24 protein-coding genes are annotated in these 22,070 nt (G+C 68.6%); 18 read left to right on the top strand and 6 right to left on the bottom strand.

The window, feature by feature from the left end:
- Positions 1-22: 22 nt before the first annotated feature.
- Both ACFJIX_RS00940 and ACFJIX_RS00935 read right to left on the bottom strand, forming a co-directional pair.
- A complete protein-coding gene (locus tag ACFJIX_RS00940) occupies positions 23-1,393 on the bottom strand; it encodes a sensor histidine kinase (protein ID WP_377157052.1) in 1,371 nt (456 codons plus the stop codon).
- Positions 1,383-2,066 (bottom strand): response regulator transcription factor, encoded by a 684-nt coding sequence (locus ACFJIX_RS00935; protein ID WP_088406092.1) that lies wholly within the window; start codon positions 2,064-2,066, stop codon positions 1,383-1,385. The genes ACFJIX_RS00940 and ACFJIX_RS00935 overlap by 11 nt, the downstream gene beginning before the upstream one ends.
- Before the next feature lie 336 nt (positions 2,067-2,402).
- Here ACFJIX_RS00935 and ACFJIX_RS00930 point away from each other — a divergent pair, with 336 nt between their 5' ends.
- The 3 genes from ACFJIX_RS00930 to ACFJIX_RS00920 all read left to right on the top strand — a co-directional run bounded on the left by ACFJIX_RS00930 (position 2,403) and on the right by ACFJIX_RS00920 (position 3,953).
- On the top strand, positions 2,403-2,993 hold the full coding sequence (locus tag ACFJIX_RS00930) for a GNAT family N-acetyltransferase (protein ID WP_377157050.1): 591 nt from the start codon (positions 2,403-2,405) through the stop codon (positions 2,991-2,993).
- A gap of 211 nt (positions 2,994-3,204) precedes the next feature.
- Positions 3,205-3,552 carry a class IIb bacteriocin, lactobin A/cerein 7B family gene (locus ACFJIX_RS00925; protein WP_377157048.1) on the top strand — a complete coding sequence of 116 codons (348 nt, stop codon included), beginning with the start codon at positions 3,205-3,207 and terminating at the stop codon, positions 3,550-3,552.
- A gap of 59 nt (positions 3,553-3,611) precedes the next feature.
- Complete coding sequence (locus ACFJIX_RS00920; RefSeq protein ID WP_377157046.1) at positions 3,612-3,953, top strand: hypothetical protein; 342 nt, start codon at positions 3,612-3,614, stop codon at positions 3,951-3,953.
- Here the strand turns inward: ACFJIX_RS00920 and ACFJIX_RS00915 are convergent.
- A complete protein-coding gene (locus ACFJIX_RS00915) occupies positions 3,907-4,563 on the bottom strand; it encodes a Crp/Fnr family transcriptional regulator (RefSeq protein ID WP_377161525.1) in 657 nt (218 codons plus the stop codon). The genes ACFJIX_RS00920 and ACFJIX_RS00915 overlap by 47 nt on opposite strands.
- Before the next feature lie 261 nt (positions 4,564-4,824).
- Here ACFJIX_RS00915 and ACFJIX_RS00910 point away from each other — a divergent pair, with 261 nt between their 5' ends.
- The 10 genes from ACFJIX_RS00910 (at position 4,825) to ACFJIX_RS00865 (ending at position 15,765) form a co-directional block, all read left to right on the top strand.
- A complete protein-coding gene (locus tag ACFJIX_RS00910; protein ID WP_377157044.1) occupies positions 4,825-5,652 on the top strand; it encodes a hypothetical protein in 828 nt (275 codons plus the stop codon).
- Between the two features lie 149 nt (positions 5,653-5,801).
- Positions 5,802-7,748 carry an AMP-dependent synthetase/ligase gene (locus ACFJIX_RS00905; protein ID WP_377157042.1) on the top strand — a complete coding sequence of 649 codons (1,947 nt, stop codon included), beginning with the start codon at positions 5,802-5,804 and terminating at the stop codon, positions 7,746-7,748.
- Positions 7,748-8,686: an ABC transporter ATP-binding protein gene (locus ACFJIX_RS00900; RefSeq protein WP_377157041.1), complete on the top strand. Its 939-nt coding sequence runs from the start codon at positions 7,748-7,750 to the stop codon at positions 8,684-8,686. The genes ACFJIX_RS00905 and ACFJIX_RS00900 overlap by 1 nt, the downstream gene beginning before the upstream one ends.
- Positions 8,687-8,714: 28 nt before the next feature.
- Positions 8,715-9,644, top strand: a complete 930-nt coding sequence (locus ACFJIX_RS00895; protein ID WP_377157040.1) for a branched-chain amino acid ABC transporter permease — start codon at positions 8,715-8,717, stop codon at positions 9,642-9,644.
- Positions 9,645-9,677: 33 nt separating this feature from the next.
- Positions 9,678-10,742, top strand: a complete 1,065-nt coding sequence (locus ACFJIX_RS00890; RefSeq protein WP_377157038.1) for a branched-chain amino acid ABC transporter permease — start codon at positions 9,678-9,680, stop codon at positions 10,740-10,742.
- Between the two features lie 132 nt (positions 10,743-10,874).
- Positions 10,875-12,137: an ABC transporter substrate-binding protein gene (locus ACFJIX_RS00885; protein ID WP_377161523.1), complete on the top strand. Its 1,263-nt coding sequence runs from the start codon at positions 10,875-10,877 to the stop codon at positions 12,135-12,137.
- Positions 12,138-12,192: 55 nt separating this feature from the next.
- On the top strand, positions 12,193-13,050 hold the full coding sequence (locus tag ACFJIX_RS00880; protein ID WP_377157037.1) for an ABC transporter ATP-binding protein: 858 nt from the start codon (positions 12,193-12,195) through the stop codon (positions 13,048-13,050).
- A 27-nt stretch (positions 13,051-13,077) separates the two neighbouring features.
- Positions 13,078-13,368, top strand: a complete 291-nt coding sequence (locus tag ACFJIX_RS00875; protein WP_377157036.1) for a hypothetical protein — start codon at positions 13,078-13,080, stop codon at positions 13,366-13,368.
- The gene (locus ACFJIX_RS00870; RefSeq protein WP_377157034.1) at positions 13,368-14,660 is read left to right on the top strand and encodes a phenylacetate--CoA ligase family protein; all 1,293 of its coding nucleotides are present in this window, start codon (positions 13,368-13,370) and stop codon (positions 14,658-14,660) included. Before ACFJIX_RS00875 ends, ACFJIX_RS00870 begins: the two co-directional genes overlap by 1 nt.
- Before the next feature lie 139 nt (positions 14,661-14,799).
- Complete coding sequence (locus ACFJIX_RS00865) at positions 14,800-15,765, top strand: tripartite tricarboxylate transporter substrate-binding protein (protein WP_377157032.1); 966 nt, start codon at positions 14,800-14,802, stop codon at positions 15,763-15,765.
- Positions 15,766-15,901: 136 nt separating this feature from the next.
- Here ACFJIX_RS00865 and ACFJIX_RS00860 read toward each other — a convergent pair whose 3' ends face one another.
- From ACFJIX_RS00860 to ACFJIX_RS00850, 3 genes are read right to left on the bottom strand one after another with little or no spacing between them, the layout of a single operon-like run.
- On the bottom strand, positions 15,902-16,285 hold the full coding sequence (locus tag ACFJIX_RS00860) for a VOC family protein (RefSeq protein ID WP_377157031.1): 384 nt from the start codon (positions 16,283-16,285) through the stop codon (positions 15,902-15,904).
- Between the two features lie 46 nt (positions 16,286-16,331).
- A complete protein-coding gene (dtd, locus tag ACFJIX_RS00855; protein WP_377157029.1) occupies positions 16,332-16,769 on the bottom strand; it encodes a D-aminoacyl-tRNA deacylase in 438 nt (145 codons plus the stop codon).
- The gene (locus ACFJIX_RS00850) at positions 16,766-17,734 is read right to left on the bottom strand and encodes a cation diffusion facilitator family transporter (protein ID WP_377157027.1); all 969 of its coding nucleotides are present in this window, start codon (positions 17,732-17,734) and stop codon (positions 16,766-16,768) included. The genes dtd and ACFJIX_RS00850 overlap by 4 nt, the downstream gene beginning before the upstream one ends.
- A 71-nt stretch (positions 17,735-17,805) precedes the next feature.
- Between ACFJIX_RS00850 and argB the strand changes: the two genes are divergently transcribed.
- The 5 genes from argB (at position 17,806) to ACFJIX_RS00825 (ending at position 22,040) form a co-directional block, all read left to right on the top strand.
- Positions 17,806-18,720 carry an acetylglutamate kinase gene (argB, locus tag ACFJIX_RS00845; protein ID WP_377157025.1) on the top strand — a complete coding sequence of 305 codons (915 nt, stop codon included), beginning with the start codon at positions 17,806-17,808 and terminating at the stop codon, positions 18,718-18,720.
- Positions 18,721-18,988: 268 nt separating this feature from the next.
- Positions 18,989-19,678 (top strand): response regulator, encoded by a 690-nt coding sequence (locus ACFJIX_RS00840; protein WP_377157023.1) that lies wholly within the window; start codon positions 18,989-18,991, stop codon positions 19,676-19,678.
- 213 nt (positions 19,679-19,891) lie between these two features.
- Positions 19,892-20,530: a nucleoid occlusion factor SlmA gene (gene slmA, locus ACFJIX_RS00835; RefSeq protein ID WP_297525826.1), complete on the top strand. Its 639-nt coding sequence runs from the start codon at positions 19,892-19,894 to the stop codon at positions 20,528-20,530.
- Between the two features lie 57 nt (positions 20,531-20,587).
- A complete protein-coding gene (locus tag ACFJIX_RS00830) occupies positions 20,588-21,547 on the top strand; it encodes an ATP-binding protein (protein WP_377157020.1) in 960 nt (319 codons plus the stop codon).
- Between the two features lie 7 nt (positions 21,548-21,554).
- Positions 21,555-22,040, top strand: a complete 486-nt coding sequence (locus ACFJIX_RS00825; protein ID WP_377161521.1) for an NUDIX domain-containing protein — start codon at positions 21,555-21,557, stop codon at positions 22,038-22,040.
- Positions 22,041-22,070: the final 30 nt, after the last annotated feature.

The raw sequence follows: 22,070 nt of genomic DNA, 5'->3' as shown, positions 1-22,070 counted from the left end.
CCCCGTCCAGGGCTGTTTCAACTCAAGTCGGGAGAATGTCCCGATGGCCGGCCGGCATCTCGGCGGAGGCGGGCGACGTGGGAAAAGCGAGTACGAATCGCGTACCCCCACGGGCCGGCGCTTCCAGGCTCACGGTCCAGCCCAGGTGCTCGGCGACGCGCTTGACGATGGCCAGGCCCAGGCCCGCGCTGCCGGCGCCCGCCGGGTCGACCTGCATGAAGCGGTCGAAGATCCGGTCGCGCACCGCCGGCGGGATGCCGATGCCGGTGTCCTCGATGACCACGCGGCCGGCCTCGAGCCGGATGTCGACGCGGCCCTGGTCGGTGAACTGGCAGGCATTGCGGATGAGGTTGCCCAGCGCGATGGCCGCGAGCTCAGGCCGCGCGGGCACTTCCAGGCCGGCGTCGGCGGACGCGGCATGCAGCGTCATCTCGACCTCCTTGCCCTTGAGCAGCGGCCGGCAGCGTTCCATCTCCTGGCGCAGCAGCGGCAGCAGCGCGGTCGGCGGCGCGCCGATGCTGGCCGGGTCGCGCGACAGCAGCAGCATCGCGACGACGCGCTCGCTGGTGTCGGCCGCGGTGCGCCGGATGCGCTCGGCCAGTTCGACCATGTCGTCGCGATCGTGCAGCCGCGCCTTCAGGATTTCGGCGGCGCCCAGCATCACAGCCAGCGGCGTTCTCAACTCATGGCTGACATCGCCGGTGAACCAGCGCTCGCGGTCCAGGTAGCGCTGCTGCGCCTCGGTCTTGGCCGCGAATGCGCGCGACAGCACGCCCAGTTCGTCGGTCGAGTCCAGCAGCGGATATTCGCGCGGCGCGGTGTCGGTCTCGACGGCGCGGGCCAGCGCGGTGACCGGGGCGACGATGCGGCTCGCGGTCAGTTGCGCCAGGAACAGCGCCAGTCCCAGGCAGCAGACGAAGGCCAGGCCGAGCAGGCCGTAGACGCCCGCCTCGATCTTGGCGAAATCCTCGTCGCGGTCGGTCAGCACGAAGACCGTCCCGAGGTCGTCGCGGACCAGGGCGGTGAAGGTGGCGTCCTCCTGCGGCAGCGTGTACTTGCCCGGCGGCTTGCCGCGCAGTGCCTGCGGGATGGCATCGCCCTTGTAGAGCGTGACGCTGGGCGGCAGGTCGGCTTCCAGGCCCTGCTTCTCGCGGGCGATCAGCTCGTCGGCGGTGCGGTCCAGGCGCTGGTCGACGAGGCGGTCCTCGATGCTCGAGGCGATGCGCACCGCGGCGACCGCGAAGGCGCCGCAGACCAGCAGCGTCAGCAGCAGGAAGGCGGCGGCCACGCGCGTGCGCAGCGTGGTCGGCGCGGCCGTCGAGCGGCCGGCGCGGGCTTCGCCACGAGGGTGGCCGCGTGGATCGCCGGGGTCGCGCCGCGGCTCATCCCGCATCGGGCGACACCAGCCGGTAGCCGATGCCCGGATGGGTCTTCAGCAGCGGGACGGGGAAGGGCTTGTCCAGCGCCGCGCGCAGCGCGTGGATGTGGGTGCGCAGCGCGTCGCTGTCGGGCGGATCGTTGCCCCAGACCTCGCGCTCGAGGTCCTCGCGGCGGACCAGCTTGGGCGCTTCGCGCAGCAGCGCGGACAGCAGCTTGTAGCCGGTGGGCGTCAACTGCAGCGGCTTGCCGGCGCGGGTGGCTTCGAGCGTGTCGGGATCGAAGCTGACGTCGGCGTAGCTGACCGCCGAACTGAGGTTCAGGCCATGCGAGCGCCGCATCAGCGCCTTGAGGCGGATCTCCAGCTCGACCAGGGAGAAGGGCTTGACGAGGTAGTCGTCGGCGCCGCTCTCGAAGCCGGTGACCTTGTCGGCGATCGTGTCGCGGGCGGTCAGCATGAGGATGGGGGTGGGGCGGCGGAAGTCCTTGCGCAGGCGCCGGGCCACGTCCAGGCCGTCCAGGCCGGGCAGGGTCAGGTCCAGCACGATCGCGTCGTAGGAGCCGGCGGCGGCCTGCGCCAGGCCGCCCAGGCCGTTGCGGGCCACGTCCAGCGCGTAGCCCATCGGCTCGAGGTAGGCGAACAGGTTCGCGACGATGTCCGGGTTGTCTTCGATGACCAGCAGCTTCATCACGAGGCTCTCGTTCCTGCGGCGCCGGGCGCCGCGTCGTCCTGAGGGACGGGACCCGTTGGGGGAGAGGTCCCCCCGCGAGACCCGCGGATGCCGGGAATGCTATGCGAGCGGGGCCTGTCCGACCTGTCCGCGGGCTGTCGGCACCGCCCTCGCGAGGGGCATCCCCCTGTGATGCGGACACAAGGTGGGCGATTGGCGCGCGACGGGCTCGAAGCTTCCGCGGTTCCATGCGCTTGGTCACGTTTCGTGACGCAAGTCCGGGCCTGTCACCGACCGCCCGGTCGACGCTGCACTTGAAATCCGGGTTGGGCGCATAATTTGCGGGTTAACCCTATGCTTGCGCCCTTCATCTCCATCCCCGCCGTCGAGCGGCTCACCGCGACCCGCCGGCTGAGCCTGCGTCCGCCTGCCGCGGCGGATGCACGCGCCTTCCGCGACCTGCTGACCGATCCCGCGAATCGTCGATTCGACGCGGGTGGTCCGGCCGCGTCGGAGCGGCTGGAGCTTTGGCGCGCGCTGTGGACGCGCGACGGCCTGGGGCCGTGGGCGGTGGCGCTGCGGGAGCAGCCCTCGCTGGGCGCGATCGGTTTCGGCGGCTTGAGCCGGGGTCGCATCTGCGGCGCGCCGGCGCTGCTGCTGGAGTTCCACTTCCTGTCCGATCACTGGGGTCGGGGCTATGCGGCGGAGATGGCGACCGCGGCGCTGACGTTGGCCTTCGAGAGCCTGCATGCGACGTCGGTGCACGCGCTGCTGGCGCCGGGCAACACGGCGGCGCGCAAGACGCTGGAGCGTGTCGGCCTGCGCTTGACCGGCTCGGTCGCCGACTGTCCCGGCGAGGCCGCGAGCCTGCTCTACGAGATCAACGCGGGCCAGTACGCGGCGCTGCCGCCGGAACCGCCGGAAGCGACGCCGTTCGGGGCGTGAGCGAGAGCGCTGCGGCGCCCGCGACGGGTTGCCTCCCACTCCTTTGGGTGGGTCGACCCACCCGAATGTTTGACACCTGCACGAAGTTGTACACCTTTCGGTCGTAGAGACAGGTCCGAGTGGCGGATGCAATGAAGTCGTCCCATTGACATCAGTCGTGGGACGAAGGCGGTCATGTCGGCCGCGCTTCTCCATTCAACGAGAGACTTCGATGACGACACGCCCTACGTCCCCATCTTTTGAAACACCATCCAGTGAGGCGACCGTGCTGCTGGAAGCGGGCATGCGGGAGCTCACTGCGGAGGAAATAGATCAGGTCCAAGGCGGGTTTGGCCCGGGCGGCGCTGTTGTCGGCGCCATCGTCTCTGGAGCCGGCTCCTATCTTTCCGGAGGCAATGCGGGGCAGATCGCCTCGGCCGCCATTCTTGGCGGCGTTGCCGGGTTCTTCGGTGGCCTTGGTGGAGTGGCCATGCAATCGACGGGTTTGGCCGTCGGCTTGATAGGCGCGTATACCGCCAGCCGTCCCAACCCCATCAGGTATTCCATGGAACAGCACTGATCAAACCCTCATCGTCCGGCGTGGCGGGGAGCCACGCCGGCAGTCATGGAAACAACCCCATGGACAACTTCATCATCCAGTTCTTCCTGAACAGCGGCCCAGTCCCTTACCTCACGGTCCGGCACTCTGAACTGTTCGCGTCGAAGCGAGGGCGCTTCAGCTTGATCGGCTTTCTCTTCGCGGTGTTCGGGATCAACGCGCTATTGAATCTCGATCGCTATACGCCGCCGGAGGCATTCGCGCGCGCAGGTGCATTCGCCATCGTCATTGCACTGTGCATTGGCGGACTCGCCTTCTTCCGCCACCACCGACGTGCGAAGGCCATCAAGACTCGCTCGTGCAAGGGTCCCCGCGCTACTGCTGCGGATACACCCTCAACCCCGCCAGATCGAGCACCCTGAGCCCGCCGTACTCGACGGCGATGAGGCGCTGTTCCTGCAGGTGGCGCAGCGCCTCGTTGACGCGCTGGCGCGAGAGTCCCACCAGGTGCCCCAGTTCCTGCTGCGTGATGCGCAGCAGTCCGTTCACCCCGGGGTAGAGCTGCGGGTGGAACAGCGCCGCCAGGTTGCGCGCCACGCGCAGGTCGGGGTCGCTCTGGCGGTCGATCTCGCGCGCGGCGATGAACTGGCCCAGCCGCTCGTTGAGCTGGTTGAGCACGTAGCGGTTGAAGGCCAGGCTGGTCGCCAGCAGTTCGTGGAAGCTCTCCAGCGGCAGCCCCGCCACCACGCTGCGCCGCAGCGCCTGGATGTTGTAGCGATAGGCCTCGCGCTTGAGCAGCGTGCCCTCGCCGAACCAGCCGCCCGGCGGCACGCCGGTGAAGGTGACCTGCCGCGCCGCCGCCTCGTCGTTGCTCATCTTCAGCAGTCCGTCGATGACGCCGAACCAGAAGTTGGCCTCGCGCCCGATGCGACAGATCCGCTCGCCGACCTCGACCTCCGCCACCTGGATGCTGGAGGCGACGCGTTCGCGCAGTTCGGGTTCGATCGCCTTCAGCCACGGAATGGCGCTCATCTCCTGCGCGCTCGCGGCCCGCGCGCGCAAGCGGATCGGCTGCGTCGGCACAGCCCCCGAGAGGGGCGTCTGCAGGGCCGCATGCAGGGGGGAACCTGGCGCGGCGTGGACAACGGTGTCGGGGGTCGGGGCCATCCCCCGTTCATCGCGCCGGCGCATGACAGGAACCTGACGCGGTGCCCTGGGGGAAACACGGAGCAGGAACCTGTTTGACAACCCAGTTCACTAGCGCAGCTTCTTACCTTTTTGACGTGTGGCCTGATGTTTTCTGCAATAACGACGACGCCTTCTTTTCCAATCGCTGTTGGCGCCACCATCCCGGTCAGCCGGTGGACGTCCGAGGACCAGCTTGCCAAGGACCAGTACCACGCCGAGGTCCGCTCGCAGCTGAATGGCATCACCAGGCAGACCGACGCGCTGCTGGATCGGCACGCCACGAAGCTGCTCGCTTCCCCTGAGGACGTCCTGACCGCGATCAAGGCGCAGGCCGCTCACTCGATCGTGGTCAAGGAAACGGTCGACCGTCTCATGAAGAGCGAACACTGCGGTCTCAGATGCTTCGTGGAGCGGGCCGGGGTGTTGCTGAAGGCGGCGCAGGAGTCGCGAAGTGAAGATCCCGGCGCTTCCACGCAGAGGCGCCAGCGCTATCTCGACGAATTGATGTCCCTGAACCGTTGCATGCTGTCGATCGCCGTCAAGGACTTGACCAGCGACGGGACCCAACCGGAGTCGCCGTGTCCGGATGAGATCGTCATTCCCGGTAACGTCCCCCAGTTCGGATACCTGATCGGCAAACTCACACAGCGCTGCAAGGAAGGCAACGACTGGCTCATCGGGCGCCGGCTCAGGTCGTTCCACGATCGCTGGCGCGTCGACCTGAAGAAGCCGGACGCTCTGGCCGAGCTGCAGGGAGACTTCCGCGGGCTGTGCACCGCCATTCGGACCGCCGAAGCCCCGCGTCTTCTCGGGCTCTCCTGGCCTGGGCTCGGGCCTCGTCGCGGACTCCCGGCCCTGACCATCGCGTCAGTGCCGCAACAGCCCGTCGGGCACCAGGCACGCGCGGACGCCATCGAGAGAACGCCCGCCTGATCCGGGAAAACGCTCCCCCGAAGTCTCCCTAGGACTGTCGTCGCAACGACAACACGACGTCAAAGAGCCGGCCTACAGTCGGCGCAACCCCGCGGCCAGAGCGCCTCCATCAGAGATGGCGACAGCGGGGAAGCACAAAGGAGACGACGGTGGAACAGACCTTCCCCCGCCTGCTGCTCGCTCACGCCGCCCAGCGCCCCCATGCGCCGGCGCTGCGCGAGAAGGAGCTCGGCATCTGGCAGACGCTCGACTGGGCGGCGCTGGCGGCGCTCGTGCGCGACCTCGCGCATGGCTTCGCCGCCGCCGGCATGACGCGCGGCCAGCACCTCGTCGTGATCGGCGAGAACCGGCCGCGGCTCTATGCCTCGATGCTCGCGGCGCAGTCGCTGGGCGCGATTCCGGTGCCGCTGTACCAGGACGCCGTCGCCGCCGAATTCGCGTACCCGCTGCAGAACGCCGACGTCGCCTTCGTCGTCGTCGAGGACCAGGAGCAGGTCGACAAGCTGCTCGAGATCCGCGATCAATGCCCCGCGCTGCGGCGCATCTGGTTCGACGATCCGCGCGGCCTGCGCCATTACGCCGCGGACGGACTCGCCTCGATCGATGGCCTGTGCGACGACGGCCGCGCGCATGCGCTGCGGCATCCCGGCTGGTTCGAACGCGAAGTCGACGCGGGCCGCGCCGGCGACGTGGCGGCGATGTTCTTCACCTCCGGCACCACCGGCCATCCGAAGGGCGTCGTGCACACGCACACCTCGCTGATCGACCGCGCCCAGGCGGGCGCGCGCTTCGACAAGCTCGGCGCCGACGAGGAGGTCCTCGCCTATCTGCCCTGCGCCTGGATCGGTCAGAACGTCTTCAGCTACGCGCAGTGGCTGGCCTGCGGCTACGTCGTCAACTGCCCCGAGTCGGCCAGCACCGTCAGCATCGACCTCAAGGAGATCGGTCCGACCTACTACTTCGCGCCGCCGCGCGTTTTCGAGGGCCTGCTCACCAGCGTGATGATCCGCATGGAGGACGCTGGCGCGCCCAAGCGCTGGCTGTTCGCGAAGGCGATGGCGCTGGCGAACCGCGTCGGCCCGGCGCTGATGGACGGCAAGCCGGTCGGCGGCTGGGAGCGCTTCAAGTACCGCCTCGGCGACCTCGCGATCTACGGTCCGCTGCGCAACGCGCTGGGCTTCTCGCGGGTGCGCGTGGCCTACACGGCGGGCGAGGCCATCGGCCCCGATCTCTTCAGCTTCTACCGCTCGATCGGCATCAACCTGAAGCAGCTCTACGGCTCGACCGAGACCGCCGTCTTCGTCTGCCTGCAGCCGGACCATGAAGCCAAGTCCGACACCGTCGGCGTGCCCATCGACGGCGTCGAGATCAAGCTCGCGGACAACGGCGAGATCCTGGTGCGTTCGCCGGGCCTGCTCCAGGGCTACTACAAGAACCCGGAGGCGACGGCCGAGGTGCTCGGCGCCGACGGCTGGTATCGCACCGGCGATGCGGGCTTCCTCGACGCGGGCGGCCACCTGAAGATCATCGATCGCGCCAAGGACGTCGGCCGGCTGCGCGGCGGCGCGCATGACGGCGCCATGTTCGCGCCCAAGTACGTCGAGAACAAGCTGAAGTTCTTCGCCTTCGTGAAGGAGGCGGTGGCCTTCGGCGACGGCCGCGACCGCGTCTGCGCCTTCATCAACATCGACTTCGAGGCCGTCGGCAACTGGGCCGAGCGCCGCAACCTCGCCTACGCCGGCTACACCGACCTGGCCGGCAAGGCGGAGGTGCTCGGCCTGATCAAGGACTGCGTCGAGAAGGTCAACGCCGACCTCGCCCAGGACGAGCGTCTGGCCGGCAGCCAGATCACGCGCTTCCTGGTGCTGCACAAGGAGCTGGACGCGGATGACGGCGAGCTCACCCGCACGCGCAAGGTCCGCCGCGGCGCGATCGCCGACAAGTACCGCGTGCTGATCGATGCGCTCTACGAGGGCAAGACCTCGCAGTTCATCGAGACGGCGGTGCGTTTCGAGGACGGCCGCAGCGGCAGCGTCAGCGCCGACCTGCGCATCGAGGAGGCGACCACCTTCCCGCACACCCGGAGGGCCGCCTGATGAGCGCCAGTCTGACCGTCAATGCAGCGGGCGGCGGAGCCGCGGCCCCGTCCGGCGCGCAGTTCCAGGAGGCCGGCCACGCCGTGCCCCCGACGACGCCGGCGCAAGGCGCGGCATCGCCGCGCTCCGCAGGCGACCCGGCACCGGGCCGGCGCATCGGCGACGTGATCCTCGAGGTCGAGCACATCTCGCTGTCCTTCGGCGGGGTGAAGGCGCTCAACGACATCAGCTTCGACGTCCGCGAGCACGAGATCCGCGCCATCATCGGCCCGAACGGCGCCGGCAAGAGCTCGATGCTGAACTGCATCAACGGCGTCTACCAGCCGCAGCAGGGCGACATCCGCTACCGCGGCGAGGACGTGCGCCAGTGGAGCCCCCGCACGCGGCTGCGCCGCATGGCCGAGCGCGGCGTCGCGCGCACCTTCCAGAACCTGGCGCTGTTCAAGGGCATGAGCGTGCTGGACAACATCATGTCCGGCCGCAACCTGCACATGAAGCGCCACCTGCTGTGGCAGGCGCTGCGGATCGGGCCGGCGGTGCACGAGGAGATCGAGCACCGCGAGAAGGTCGAGCGCATCATCGATTTCCTCGAGATCCAGGCGCATCGCAAGACGCCGGTCGGCGGCCTGTCCTACGGGCTGCAGAAGCGCGTGGACCTGGGCCGCGCGCTGGCGATGGAGCCCAAGGTGCTGCTGCTCGACGAGCCGATGGCCGGCATGAACGTCGAGGAGAAGCAGGACATGTGCCGCTTCATCCTGGACGTCAACGACGAGTTCGGCACGACCATCGTCCTGATCGAGCACGACATGGGCGTGGTCATGGACATCAGCGACCGTGTCGTGGTGCTCGACTACGGTAAGAAGATCGGCGACGGCACGCCCGACGAGGTGCGCGCCAATCCCGAAGTGATCCGCGCCTACCTCGGCGCGGGCGAGTGACGCCGGGAAGCAGGCAAAGGAAACGATCATGGGCTTCTTCCTCGAAACCGTCTTCGGCGGCCTGATGGCGGGCATGCTCTACGCGCTGGTCGCGCTGGGCTTCGTGCTGATCTTCAAGGCCTCCGGCGTCTTCAACTTCTCGCAGGGCGCGATGGTGCTGTTCGCGGCGCTGGCGATGGCGCGCTTCGCCGAATGGTTCCCGCGGTGGTTCGGCTTCGAGAGCCTGCTGCTGGCCAACGTGCTGGCGCTGGCGGCGGCCGCGGCCTGCATGGTCGTCGTCGCCTGGCTGGTCGAGCGGCTGGCGCTGCGCGGCCTGGTCAACCAGCCGGCGATCACGCTGCTGATGGCGACGCTGGGCATCAGCTACTTCCTCGACGGCGCCGGCCAGCTGATCTTCGGCAGCTCGACCTACAAGATCGATGTGGGCCTGCCGAAGGATCCGCTGTTCGTGCTCGAGGACACGTTCCCGGGCGGGCTGCTGCTCAACAAGGAAGACCTGTACTCGGCCGTGATCGCCGCGGCGCTGGTGGGCCTGCTGTCGCTGTTCTTCCAGAAGACCCGCACCGGCCGCGCGCTGCGCGCGGTCGCCGACGACCACCAGGCCGCGCAGTCCATCGGCATCCCGCTGTCGCGCATCTGGGTGATCGTCTGGTCCGTCGGCGGCTTGGTCGCGCTGGTGGCCGGGATCATCTGGGGCAGCAAGCTGGGCGTGCAGTACTCGATCTCGCTCGTGGCGCTGAAGGCCTTCCCGGTCGTCATCCTCGGCGGCCTGACCTCGGTGCCCGGCGCGATCGTCGGCGGGCTGATCATCGGCGTCGGCGAGAAGCTGTCGGAGATCTACCTCGGACCGTCCGTCGGCGGCGGCATCGAGAACTGGTTCGCCTACGTGCTCGCGCTGAGCTTCCTGCTGGTGCGGCCGCAAGGTCTCTTCGGCGACAAGATCATCGATCGCGTCTGAGTCCGTACTCGACGAACGATCAAGGAGACGACCGTGTTCTATCGTGAAAACGGCCAGTTCAAGGCCAGCTACCGCGCGGACCTGGCGCTGTTCCCGGTGGCGCAGGACCGCCGGGCGGTGCTCGCTCTGGCGTTGATCGCCTTCGTCGCCGTGCCCTGGCTGGCGAGCGACTACACCTTCCGCGCGGTGCTGATCCCCTTCCTCGTGCTGTCGCTGGCGGCGCTGGGCCTGAACGTGCTCGTGGGCTACTGCGGGCAGATCTCGCTGGGGACCGGCGCCTTCATGGCTGTCGGCGCCTATGCGGCCTACAACCTGCAGGTGCGCATCGAGGGCATGCCGCTGCTGCTGTCGCTGATCGGCGGCGGCTTGGCCGCGACGGTCTGCGGCGTGCTGTTCGGGCTGCCAAGCCTGCGCATCCGCGGGCTCTACCTCGCGGTCGCGACGCTGGCGGCGCAGTTCTTCATCGACTGGTTCACCAACCGCGTGCCGTGGGTGACGAACAACTCGTCGTCGGGCTCGGTGAGCGTGGGCACGCTGCAGCTGTTCGGCCTGCCGCTGGAGACGCCGGCGCAGCGCTACCTGCTGTGCCTGTCGCTGGTGGTCGTGTGCGGGATCCTGACCAAGAACCTGGTGCGCGGCGCCATCGGCCGCGAGTGGATGGCGATGCGCGACATGGACGTCGCCGCCGCCGTCATCGGCATCCGGCCGGTGCACGCGAAGCTGACGGCCTTCGCGGTCAGCAGCTTCATCGTCGGCGTGGCCGGCGCGCTGTGGGGCTTCGTGCACCTGGGCGCGTGGGAGCCGGCGGCCTTCGGCATCGACAAGTCCTTCCAGCTGCTGTTCATGATCATCATCGGCGGGCTCGGGTCCATCGCGGGCAGCTTCTTCGGTGCCGCGTTCATCGTGCTGCTGCCGCTGCTGCTGAACCACGTGCCGCATTGGCTGGGGCTGCCGCTGTCCACGGGCGCGGCCTCGCACCTGGAGCACATGATCTTCGGCGCGCTGATCGTGTTCTTCCTCATCGTCGAGCCGCACGGCCTGGCCCGCCTGTGGTCCACCGCCCGTCAAAAGCTGAGGCTGTGGCCGTTCCCTCATTGAGGGCGCCTTGAATCCCACCGATTTCAAACCGCACCGCAGAGTGCACCACCAGGAGACGACACCATGAGCTTGAAGACCTTCGCGCGTGGCGCGCTAGGCGCGGCAACGCTGGTCGCAGCCGCGCTGCCGACGATGCTGCCCGCCGTGGCGCAGGCGCAAGCCGCGACCGAGCAGTTCATCCCGCTGCTGGTGTATCGCACCGGGCAGTTTGCGCCGCTGGGCATGCCCTGGGCGGACGGCAAGCAGGACTATCTGAAGCTGATCAACGCGCGCGACGGCGGCGTGAACGGCGTCAAGCTCGCCTTCGAGGAATGCGAGACCGCGTACGACGCCGCCAAGGGCGTCGAGTGCTACGAGCGCCTGAAGGGCAAGGGCGGCGGCGCGTCGGGCTTCGACACGCAGTCGACGGGCATCACCTTCGCGGTGACGGACAAGGCCTTCGTCGACAAGGTCGTCGTCGAGACGCCGGGGTACGGCCTGTCGCAGTCCGCCGACGGCACCGTCTTCGAATGGAATTTCCCGCTGCTCGGGACCTACTGGACCGCCGCGGACGTCATGCTGCAAGACATCGCGAAGAAGGAGAAGGGCTCGCTCAAGGGCAAGAAGATCGCGCTTGTCTATCACGACAGCCCCTACGGCAAGGAGCCGATCCCGCTGATCCAGAAACGCGCCGCGGCCGAAGGCTTCGAGGTGCTGCTCTACCCGGTCACGCCGCCCGGAGTCGAGCAGAAGTCGACCTGGCTGCAGATCCGCCAGCAGCGGCCGGACTACGTGCTGTTCTGGTCCGCCGGCGTGATGACGCCCGCAGGCATCCGTGAAGCGCAGGCCAGCGGTTATCCGCGCGAGAAGATCTATGCAATCTGGTGGGCCGGCTCGGACCACGACGTCAAGGACATCGGCGCCGGCGCCAAGGGCTACAACGCGATCACGCTGCACAACAGTTCGGCCAAGGACAAGGTCCATGACGAGCTGAAGAAGTTCGTCTACGACAAGGGCCAGGGCACCGGCCCGGCCACCGGCATCGGCGCGATCGCGCACACGCGGGGGATGATGATCTCGATGCTGCAGGTCGAGGCGATCCGCACCGCGCAGGAGAAATTCGGCAAGGGCAAGGTCATGACGCCGGAGCAGGTGCGCTGGGGCTTCGAGAACCTGAACCTGAGCGCGGACCGGCTCAAGGCGCTGGGCTTCGGCGAGGTCATGCGCCCGGTGCAGACCAGCTGCGCCAACCACATGGGCACGGACTGGGCGCGCATCGTCCAGTGGGACGGCGCGAAGTGGAACCTTGCGTCCGACTGGTACCAGTCGGACAAGACCCACATCGATCCGCTGGTCAAGGAGTACGCCGCCAAGTACGCCAAGGACAAGAACCTGAAGCCGCGCAGCTGCGGTTGAAGGCTGCTTGAGTTCCGCTTGAACCCCGCTTGAACGCCGCCTGAGCACCACCGCCATGCAAGCCACTTCCATCCCTTCCGCCGTCGCAGCGCCCGCGGCTGCGGCGGCGGCGCCCGCGCTGCTCGACGTCAACGGCATCGAGGTCATCTATCACCACGTGATCCTGGTGCTCAAGGGCGTCTCGCTGCGCGTGCCCGAAGGGGCGATCGTGGCCTTGCTCGGCGGCAACGGCGCCGGCAAGACCACGACGCTGCGCGCGGTGTCCAACCTGCTCGCGGGCGAACGCGGCGAGGTCACCAAGGGGTCGATCGAGCTGCGGGGCGAGCGCATCGAGCGGCTCACGCCGGCGGACCTCGTGCACCGCGGCGTGGTGCAGGTGATGGAGGGACGGCACTGCTTCGCGCACCTGACGATCGAGGAGAACCTGCTCACCGGCGCGTACACGCGCACCGACGGCAAGGCGGCGGTCGCGCAGACGCTGGAGAAGGTCTACAACTACTTCCCGCGGTTGAAGACGCGGCGGAGCTCGCAGGCGGCCTACACCTCGGGCGGCGAGCAGCAGATGTGCGCGATCGGGCGGGCCTTGATGGCCGATCCGAAGATGGTGCTGCTGGACGAACCCTCGATGGGTCTGGCGCCGCAGATCGTCGAGGAGGTCTTCGAGATCGTGCGCGACCTCAACCAGAAGGAGCGCACGACCTTCCTCCTGGCCGAGCAGAACACCAACATGGCGCTGCGCTATGCCGACTACGGCTACATCCTCGAGAACGGCCGCGTCGTCATGGACGGCCAGGCCCAGGCCCTGCGCGACAACGAGGACGTGCGCGAGTTCTACCTCGGCATGGGCGGCACCGATCGCAAGAGCTTCCGCGACGTGAAGAGCTACAAGCGCCGCAAGCGCTGGCTGGCTTGAATTCAAGGATTGATGGGAGAGCAGTTCATGGACAACGACTTCTTCGCGCCCCCGCCGTTCAAGGCCGAGGAGGCGCTCGTGCAGTTGAAGCGCGCGCTGCGCGACCTGCGCGCGCTGACGGAGCGCGGCACCGGCTGGAGCTTCGAGAACCAGGAGGTGCTCCAGCTCGCGGCCGGCGACGGCCAGATCACCGCGAAGCTGGCGAAGAAGCCGGCGCGCAGCCCCGACTGGGAGACGCGCGTCTGCCGCAACGCGGCCGACGTGCGCAAGCTGCAGGACGACCTCAAGCGTCGCCTGGCGCAATGGGCGGAAGAGTGATGGGCGCCGCCGATACTGATTTCTACGACGCGCTGGAGACGCGCGATCCCGGCGCGCGCGAGGCCGCGCTGCTGGCGGCGCTGCCGCACCAGGTGGCCAACGCGCGGCAGAACACCGATGCATTCGGCGAGCTGCTCGGCGATGTCGAGCCGGACCTGGTCCGCACGCGCGTCGCGCTGGCGCGCTTGCCGGTGACGCGCAAGTCGGAGCTGCTGGCCCGCCAGCAGGCGGTGCGCGCGGACGCGGAGCGCGTGCCGTTCGAACCCTTCGGCGGCTTCTCGACGATCGGCTGGCGCGGCTTGAAGCGCAATGCCGGCGCGCGTCGCGTGTTCCAGTCGCCGGGCTCGATCTACGAGCCCGAAGGGCACGGACGCGATTACTGGCGCGTCGGCCGCGCCCTGCACGCGGCGGGTCTGCGCGCGGGAGACCTGGTCCACAACTCGTTCAGCTATCACCTCACGCCGGCCGGCGCCATGATGGAAGGCGGCGCGGAGGCGCTGGGCTGCACGGTCTTCGCCGGCGGCGTCGGCAACACCGAGCTGCAGCTGCAGGCGATGGCCGAGCTCCGGCCGCAGGCCTACGTCGGCACGCCGAGCTTCCTGAAGATCCTGCTGGACAAGGCGGCGGAGCAGGGCCAGCCCCTGTCCGTGCGCAAGGCGCTGGTCAGCGGCGAGGCCTTTCCGGCCGCGCTGCGCGACTGGTGCGGCGAACGCGGCGTCACCGGCTTCCAGTGCTACGCCACCGCGGACCTCGGGCTGATCGCGTACGAGACCGCGGCGCGCCAGGGACTGGTCGTCGACGAGGGCGTGATCCTCGAGATCGTGCGGCCCGGCACCGGCGACCCGGTGCCCGACGGGGAGGTGGGCGAGGTCGTCGTCACGACGCTCAACCGCGACTACCCGCTGATCCGCTTCGGCACCGGCGACCTGTCGGCGGTGCTGCCCGGCACCTGCTCGACCGGGCGCACCAACGTGCGCATCAAGGGTTGGATGGGGCGCGCGGACCAGAGCGCCAAGGTGCGCGGCATGTTCGTGCACGCCGGGCAGGTGGCCGAGGTGCTGCGGCGTTTCCCGCAGGCGCGGCGCGGGCGGCTGGTCGTCGAGGGCGAGATGGCGCAGGACCGGATGACCTTGCGCGTCGAGACCGACGGCGGCGCGCTGGCAGGTCTTGCCGACGGTCTGGCGGCGGCGCTGCGCGATGTGACCAAGCTGCGCGGCGAGGTGGTGTTCGTCGCGGCGGGCGCGCTGCCCAATGACGGAAAAGTCATCGAGGACTTGCGGAAGTTCGACTGAATTCCCGCAGATGGAGGGGGGATGGCATCGGTTCTATGCCTCGGGGGATCCCGGCTTACGTAGTTTCCGTAAGTTGCAATGTGGGAGGGAGACCTAGCATCCGCGCCATCACCCACACTTCCAACGAGGAAGAGACACCATGAAGAAGATCTTGCTCGCTTCCGTCGCCGCGCTGAGCGTTGGCGCCGCCTGGGCCGACTACCCGGACAAGCCGGTGACCATCGTGGTCCCGTTCGCCGCCGGCGGCCCGACCGACAAGGTCGCGCGCGACCTGGCCGAGGCGCTGCGCAAGCCCCTCAACGCGACGATCGTGATCGAGAACGTCGGCGGCGCCGGCGGCACGCTGGGCGCCACCAAGGTGTCCAAGGCCGCGCCCGATGGCTACACGCTGCTGCTGCATCACATCGGCATCTCGACCTCGCCGGCCCTGTACCGCAACCTGCAGTACAAGACGCTGGAGGACTTCGAGTACCTGGGCCTGATCAACGAAGTGCCGATGACGCTGATCTCGCGTCCCAACCTGCCGGCCGCCAACTACGCCGACCTGGTCAAGTGGCTGGGCGACAACAAGGGCAAGATCAACCTGGCCAACGCGGGGCTGGGTTCCGCGTCGCACCTGTGCGGCCTGCTGTACATGAGCTCGGTCAAGATCGACATGACCACGGTCCCGTACAAGGGCACGGGCCCGGCGATGACCGACCTGATCGGCGGCCAGGTCGACCTGATGTGCGACCAGACGACGAACACCACGACGCAGATCGACGGCGGCAAGGTCAAGGCCTACGCGGTGTCGACGTCCAAGCGCCTGGGCGGTTCGCTCGCCAAGCTGCCGACGCTGGACGAGTCCGGCCTGAAGGGCTTCAACGTGACGATCTGGCACGGCATGTACGCGCCCAAGGGCACGCCGAAGGCCGTGCTGGACAAGATCAACACGGCGCTGAAGACGGCGCTGAAGGATCCCGAGTTCCACAAGCGCGAGGAAGCGCTGGGCGCGGTCATCGTCACCGACAACCGCGTGAACCCGGCCGAGCACAAGAAGTTCGTCGCCGACGAGATCGCCAAGTGGACGCCGGTCATCAAGGCGGCCGGCCAGTACGCCGACTGAGGCCCGATGATGCCGGATTGGTGGCCGACTGATCGTCGACCACACCGAAGCGGGGAGACCCGCTTCCCCTCAAGGCCCGCCCTCAGGCGGGCCTTTGCATTGGCGGGTTCGGAAGGACTTCCTCAGGCGGCCATCGTCACGCCGGCGACCGGCACACCACGCCCACCTTGTTGCCGTCCAGATCGCGGAAGTAGGCCGCGTAGAAGTTCGGCCCGTAGTTCTCGCGCGGGCCGGGGCGGCCGTCGTCCTTGCCGCCGCCGCTGATGGCGGCGGCGTAGACCGCGTCGACCTGCGCGCGCGTCGACGCCGCCAGCGCGAGCATCGTGCCGTTGCCGGGCGTCGCGTCCAGCCCGTTGAAGGGCTGCACCACCCACAGCTGCGTCTCGCCGCCCTCGGGGCCGTAGCCGACCATCTCGTCGTCCGAGTAGCCCGGCTTCAGGCCCAGCGGCGCGAGCGCGGCGTCATAGAACGCCTTGGCCGCGCGGCGGTCGTTGCTGCCCAGGGTGACGTAGCTGATCATGGTGGGTTTCCTTGCTTCGATGTGCAGTGGTAGTACCGCATTCTCATCACATCCGCATCGGAATCGTGACCGGCCCGTCGTTGACCAGCCGGACCTGCATGTCCGCGCCGAACTCGCCGGTTGCCACCACCGGATGCTGCGACCGCGCGAACGCGACCGCGTGCTCGTAGAGCCGGCGACCGAGTTCCGCCGGCGCGGCGCCGGTGAAGCTCGGCCGGTTGCCGCCCGAGGTGTCCGCCGCCAGCGTGAACTGCGAAACGATCAGCAGGCCGCCGCCCACGTCCTGCACGCTGCGGTTCATCTTGCCGGCGTCGTCGCTGAAGATGCGCAGCTTCAGGATCTTCTGCAGCAGTTTCTCCGCCACCGCCTCGGTGTCCTGCGGCTCGGCGCAGATCAGCAGCAGCAGGCCCGCGCCGATCTGTCCGGTGCAGCGGTCGCCGACATCGACCCGGGCTTCCTTCACCCGTTGCAGCAGCGCGATCATCCTTGTCCTTCCTGGTGGGGGGTGGCCGCGGTCGCGGCCGTTGAGGTGACGGGTGAGGTGGCCCCCGAGGTGGCGGTTTCGCGCGCCGCCATTTCGGCGAAGCGCGTCTCGACATTGATCGGCAGCAGCTGGATGCTGGCGCGCAGGCCGGGCAGGGCGCGCATCAGTGCCTGCTCGACCTGACCCCGCAGCGCGGCGGCTTCGCCGAGCGTCCATCGGGCCGGCACGTGCAGATGGAAATCGACATGGCGCTGCTGCCCGGCCACGCGCGTCGCGACGTGATCGAAGCGCAGCTCGGGCGCCTCGAAACGCGCGAGCACCTCGGCGATCGCCTGCTGATCCTCGGGGTCCAGCGCCATGTCCATCAGCCCGCCGGTGGACTTCCACATCAAATGAACCGCCTCGCGCAGGATGTTCAGCGCGACCAGGATCGCCAGCAGCGGGTCGAGCCAGGTCCAGCCCGTCAGCATCACGCCGATCAGGCCGGCGACGACGCCGACCGAGGTCCAGACGTCGGTGAACAGATGACGCGCGTCGGCCTCGAGCGCGATCGAGCGATGCTCGCGCGAGGCCTGCAGCATCTTCCACGCCAGCGCCCCGTTGATGGCCGTGCTGACCAGCGACAGCGCCATGCCGAGGCCGAGCTGCTCCAGCGGCTGCGGCGCGCGCAGCCGCTCGACCGCGGCCCAGCCGATGCCCAGCGCCGCGATCAGGATCAGCGCGCCTTCGAAGGCGCTGGAGAAGTACTCCGCCTTGTGATGGCCGAAGGGGTGGTCCTCGTCGGGCGGCCGCCGCGCGACCGTCACCATCGCCAGACCGAAGAGCGCCCCCGCCAGGTTCACCCCCGATTCGAGCGCGTCCGAGGCCAGGCTCACCGAGCCGGTCCACCACCAGGCGGCCGTCTTCAGGGCGATGGTCAGCACGGCCACGCCGGCGGACAGCTTCAGATATTGCTGCACTTGCATGGCGTCGATTTTGCCGGTCCTAGAATGGCGCCCGTTTGGTCCCATCCCCTCAGCCTCCTCCGGACAGCACCATGAGCAACACCCCTCCCGTCCACGACGCCGATCTGAGCCACATCCCGCCGCGCGACAAGGCCGAGCTGCTGTCCCAGGCGCTGCCCTACATCCGCAAGTACCACGGCAAGACCATCGTCATCAAGTACGGCGGCAACGCGATGACCGACCCCGCGCTGCAGCAGGACTTCGCCGAGGACGTGGTGCTGCTCAAGCTGGTCGGCCTGAACCCGGTGGTGGTGCACGGCGGCGGACCGCAGATCGAGGACGCGCTCAACAAGCTCGGCAAGAAGGGCCACTTCATCCAGGGCATGCGCGTCACCGACGAGGAGACGATGAGCGTCGTCGAATGGGTGCTCGCCGGCGAGGTGCAGCAGGACATCGTCGGCCTGATCAACGTCGCCGGCGGCAAGGCCGTGGGCCTGACCGGCCGCGACGGCGGCATGATCCGCGCCAAGAAGCTCAAGCTGATCGACAAGGACGACCCGAACAAGGAGCACGACGTGGGCTCCGTCGGCGACATCGTCGCCATCGACCCCAGCGTCGTGAAGGCGCTGCAGGACGACCAGTTCATCCCCGTCATCAGCCCGATCGGCTTCGGCGAGAGCAACGAGAGCTACAACATCAACGCCGACGTCGTCGCCGGCAAGCTGGCCGAGGTGCTCAAGGCCGAGAAGCTGGTGCTGCTGACCAACACCCCCGGCGTGCTCGACAAGCAGGGCAACCTGCTGACCGACCTGTCGGCGCGCGAGATCGACGAGCTCTTCGCCGACGGCACGCTGTCCGGCGGCATGCTGCCCAAGATCGCCTCCGCGCTGGACGCTGCCCGCAGCGGCGTCAAGGCCGTCCACATCATCGACGGCCGCGTCCCCCATGCGATGCTGCTGGAGATCCTGTCCGAGCAGGCCTACGGCACGATGATCCGCTCGCACTGAGCGATTGCGCGTCACCCGGCCTCGCAAGAGGCCGCCCGCGCTGCCGTTCCGGTCCCCCCTGATGGGTGGATCCATGCACCGAGCCCCCTCCGAACGAGGGGGCTCGGTCGTTTCTGCCGGGCCGCCAGGATCGCCGCTTGCCCTTGGCTGACCCGCTGGCCACCGGGCTTGGTCGAAGGTCATACCACTGCAAGCTGGGGATTGCCGCTGAAACACGCGACATCCCAGAATGCGCCACGAAACGGCTGCACAGGCCGTGAGGGATTGCATGTCACTTTTCAGCGTCTTGATCGTCGAGGATCAGCTTCGTTTCCGCGAAGCGTTCGCCCATGCCCTTGAGAAAGCGCCGGACATCCGTCTGGTGGGCATGGCCACCGATCTCCAGCAGGGCCGGAAGATGTTCGACCAGACGCGTCCCGACGTGCTGCTGGTCGACCTCGACCTGCCCGGCGGCAGCGGGATCGAACTGATCCGCCATGCGGCCCACGTCGCGCCCGAGTGCGAGGTGATGGTCATCTCCGTCTTCGGCGACGAGCAGCATGTGCTCTCGAGCATCGAAGCCGGCGCGACCGGCTACCTGCTCAAGGACTCGCTGGCGCTGGATCTGCCCGGCCAGCTCCGCTCGCTGCGCGCGGGCGGCAGCCCCATCTCGCCGGTGATCGCGCGGCGGCTGCTGCTGCGCCTGGCGCCGCAGGGCGCGGGCTCGCATCCGCGCGGCTTCGGCGATTCGGCCCCGATGCCGCTGGTCGACGAACAGGTCGTTGCGTTGTCCGAACAGGAATCGCGCGTGCTGCACCTGGCCGCCAAGGGCTTCACCTTCGACGAGATCGCGCAGTTCATGAACGTGTCGCCGCACACCATCATGACCTACGTGAAGCGCACCTACCGCAAGCTGCAGGTGCGCTCCAAGGTCGAGGCGATCTACGAGGCGCGCCGCCTCGGCTGGCTGCGCGACTGAGCGCGGACCGGCCGGGACCGCTCGACGACGGAACGGGCAAGGACTGCCACCTCGCAGGGGGGGGCGGTCTTCCCGACATGAGCCGGGAACCGGCCTTGGGCGGCCTTGGCGCGGCCTCGGGGCGTCCTCGGGGAGTCGGCGTACGACGTCCGGCATCGACGTCAAGACGGCGTTCCGGCTGTGCCAGAATCGCCGCACACTTCGGCCCCTTCCATGCACCCCAGCTCCTCGGACACCCCGGACTCCGCCGCTGCCAAGCCGGCGGAGCTGCCACGCAAGCGGCTCAAGCCGGGCGAGCGCCGGGTGCAGATCCTGCAGACGCTGGCCAGCATGCTGGAGCAACCCGGCGCGGAACGGGTGACCACCGCCGCGCTCGCGGCGCGGCTGGAGGTCAGCGAGGCGGCGCTCTACCGCCACTTCGCCAGCAAGGCCCAGATGTTCGAGGGCCTCATCGAATTCATCGAGACCAGCATCTTCTCGCTGCTCAACCAGATCGCCGAACGTGAGACCGACGGCCTGGCGCAGGCCCAGCGCATCGTCGCGGTGCTGCTGCAGTTCGGCGAGCGCAATCCGGGCATGGCCCGCGTGATGGTCGGCGACGCGCTGGTCTACGAGAACGAGCGCCTGGTCGCGCGCATGAACCAGTTCTTCGACAAGGTCGAGTCCTCGCTGCGGCAGGGACTGCGCACCGCCGCGGAAGCCTCGGGATCGACCACGCCGACCGTCGAGGCCCAGGCGCAGGCCTCGGTGCTGGTGAGCTTCATCATCGGCCGGCTGCAGCGTTATGCACGTTCCGGCTTCAAGCGGCTTCCCACCGAACAGTTGGATGCCGCGATGCGAATGCTCGCCTGAGCTTTCGCGATGCCAACCGCCCTGAACGGCTCGGGGCGCCGCCTACACTCGGTGGCTATGGCCAATGTTCCCGACGCCCTTGAAGCTGTGCTGCGGCGCGCCGACGCGCTGTTGAACCGCCTGGAGGCCGTGCTGCCCCAGCCCCTGACGCCGCCCGACTGGGACGCCGCGGTCGCCTTCCGCTACCGCAAGCGCGGCGCGAGCGCCCGGCTGGAGCCGGTGAAGCACCTCTCCACGATCCGGCTCGCCGACCTCAAGGAGGTCGAGCCGCAGAAGGATCGCCTGCTGCGCAACACGCGCCAGTTCGTGCAGGGCCAGCCCGCCAACAACGTGCTGCTGACGGGCGCGCGCGGCACCGGCAAGAGCTCGCTGATCAAGGCCTGCCTCAACGAATTCGCCGGACAGGGCCTGCGCCTGATCGAGGTCGACAAGGGCGACCTGGTCGACCTGCCGGACCTGGCCGACCTGGTCGTCGATCGCCCGGAACGCTTCGTGATCTTCTGCGACGACCTCAGCTTCGACGAAGGCGAGGCCGGCTACAAGGCCTTGAAGTCGATGCTGGACGGCTCGGTCGCCGCGGCCACCGACAACCTGCTGATCTACGCGACCAGCAACCGCCGCCACCTGCTGCCCGAGCAGATGAAGGACAACCTCGCCTCCACCTACTCGGAGCGCGACGGCAACGTCGAGGTGCATCCGGGCGAGGCGGTGGAGGAGAAGATCTCGCTGTCCGAGCGCTTCGGCCTGTGGATCAGCTTCTACAGCTTCAGCCAGCAGGAGTACTTGGCGATCGTCGCGCAGTGGCTGACGCATTTCGGCCTGGATGCCGCCCGCATCGAGGCCGCGCGCCAGCCGGCGCTGGTCTGGGCGCTGGAACGCGGATCGCGCTCGGGTCGCGTTGCCTATCAGTTCGCCCGCGATCTGGCGGGGCAGGGGGCGGCTGCGGGCGTGGCCGCCGACGGCGCCTCGGCCTCGGCGCGGGACGGCGATGCGCCGGAGGGCCTCGACCATGTCTGACAAGTCCATGTCTTCAAAGAACGAATCCGCGAACCCGCACAGCCCCTCCGCCGCGAGCGATCGCGTGCCGGTGGACGTGGCCGTCGGCGTGCTGGTGCGCCGCGAGCCGAACGGCCGCGAGACCGAGTTCCTGCTGACCTCGCGCCCCGAGGGCAAGGTCTACGCCGGCTACTGGGAGTTCCCGGGCGGCAAGCTCGAAGCTGGCGAGACCGTCGAGCAGGCCCTGCGTCGCGAGCTGCACGAGGAGCTCGGCATCACGATCGGCGCGGCGCAGCCGTGGAAGATCGAGCTGATGGAGTACCCGCACGCCAAGGTGCGGCTGCACTTCTGCAAGGTGTACGAGTGGCAGGGCGAGTTCGAGATGCGCGAAGGCCAGTCGATGAGCTGGCAGCATCTGCCGGTGCAGGTGCAACCGGTCCTGCCGGGCACGATCCCGGTGCTGCAGTGGTTCGCCGCGGAGCGTTTCCACGTCGGGGCGACCCATGTCGTCTGAAGGCACGACCGATGGTGTGAACGCTGCCGC

Source organism: Roseateles sp. UC29_93 (genome assembly GCF_042695725.1).
GTDB classification, from domain to species: Bacteria; Pseudomonadota; Gammaproteobacteria; order Burkholderiales; family Burkholderiaceae_C; genus Roseateles; species Roseateles noduli_A.
Note: the sequence above shows the minus strand (reverse complement) of the source record. Positions and strands in the feature narration are given on the sequence as shown.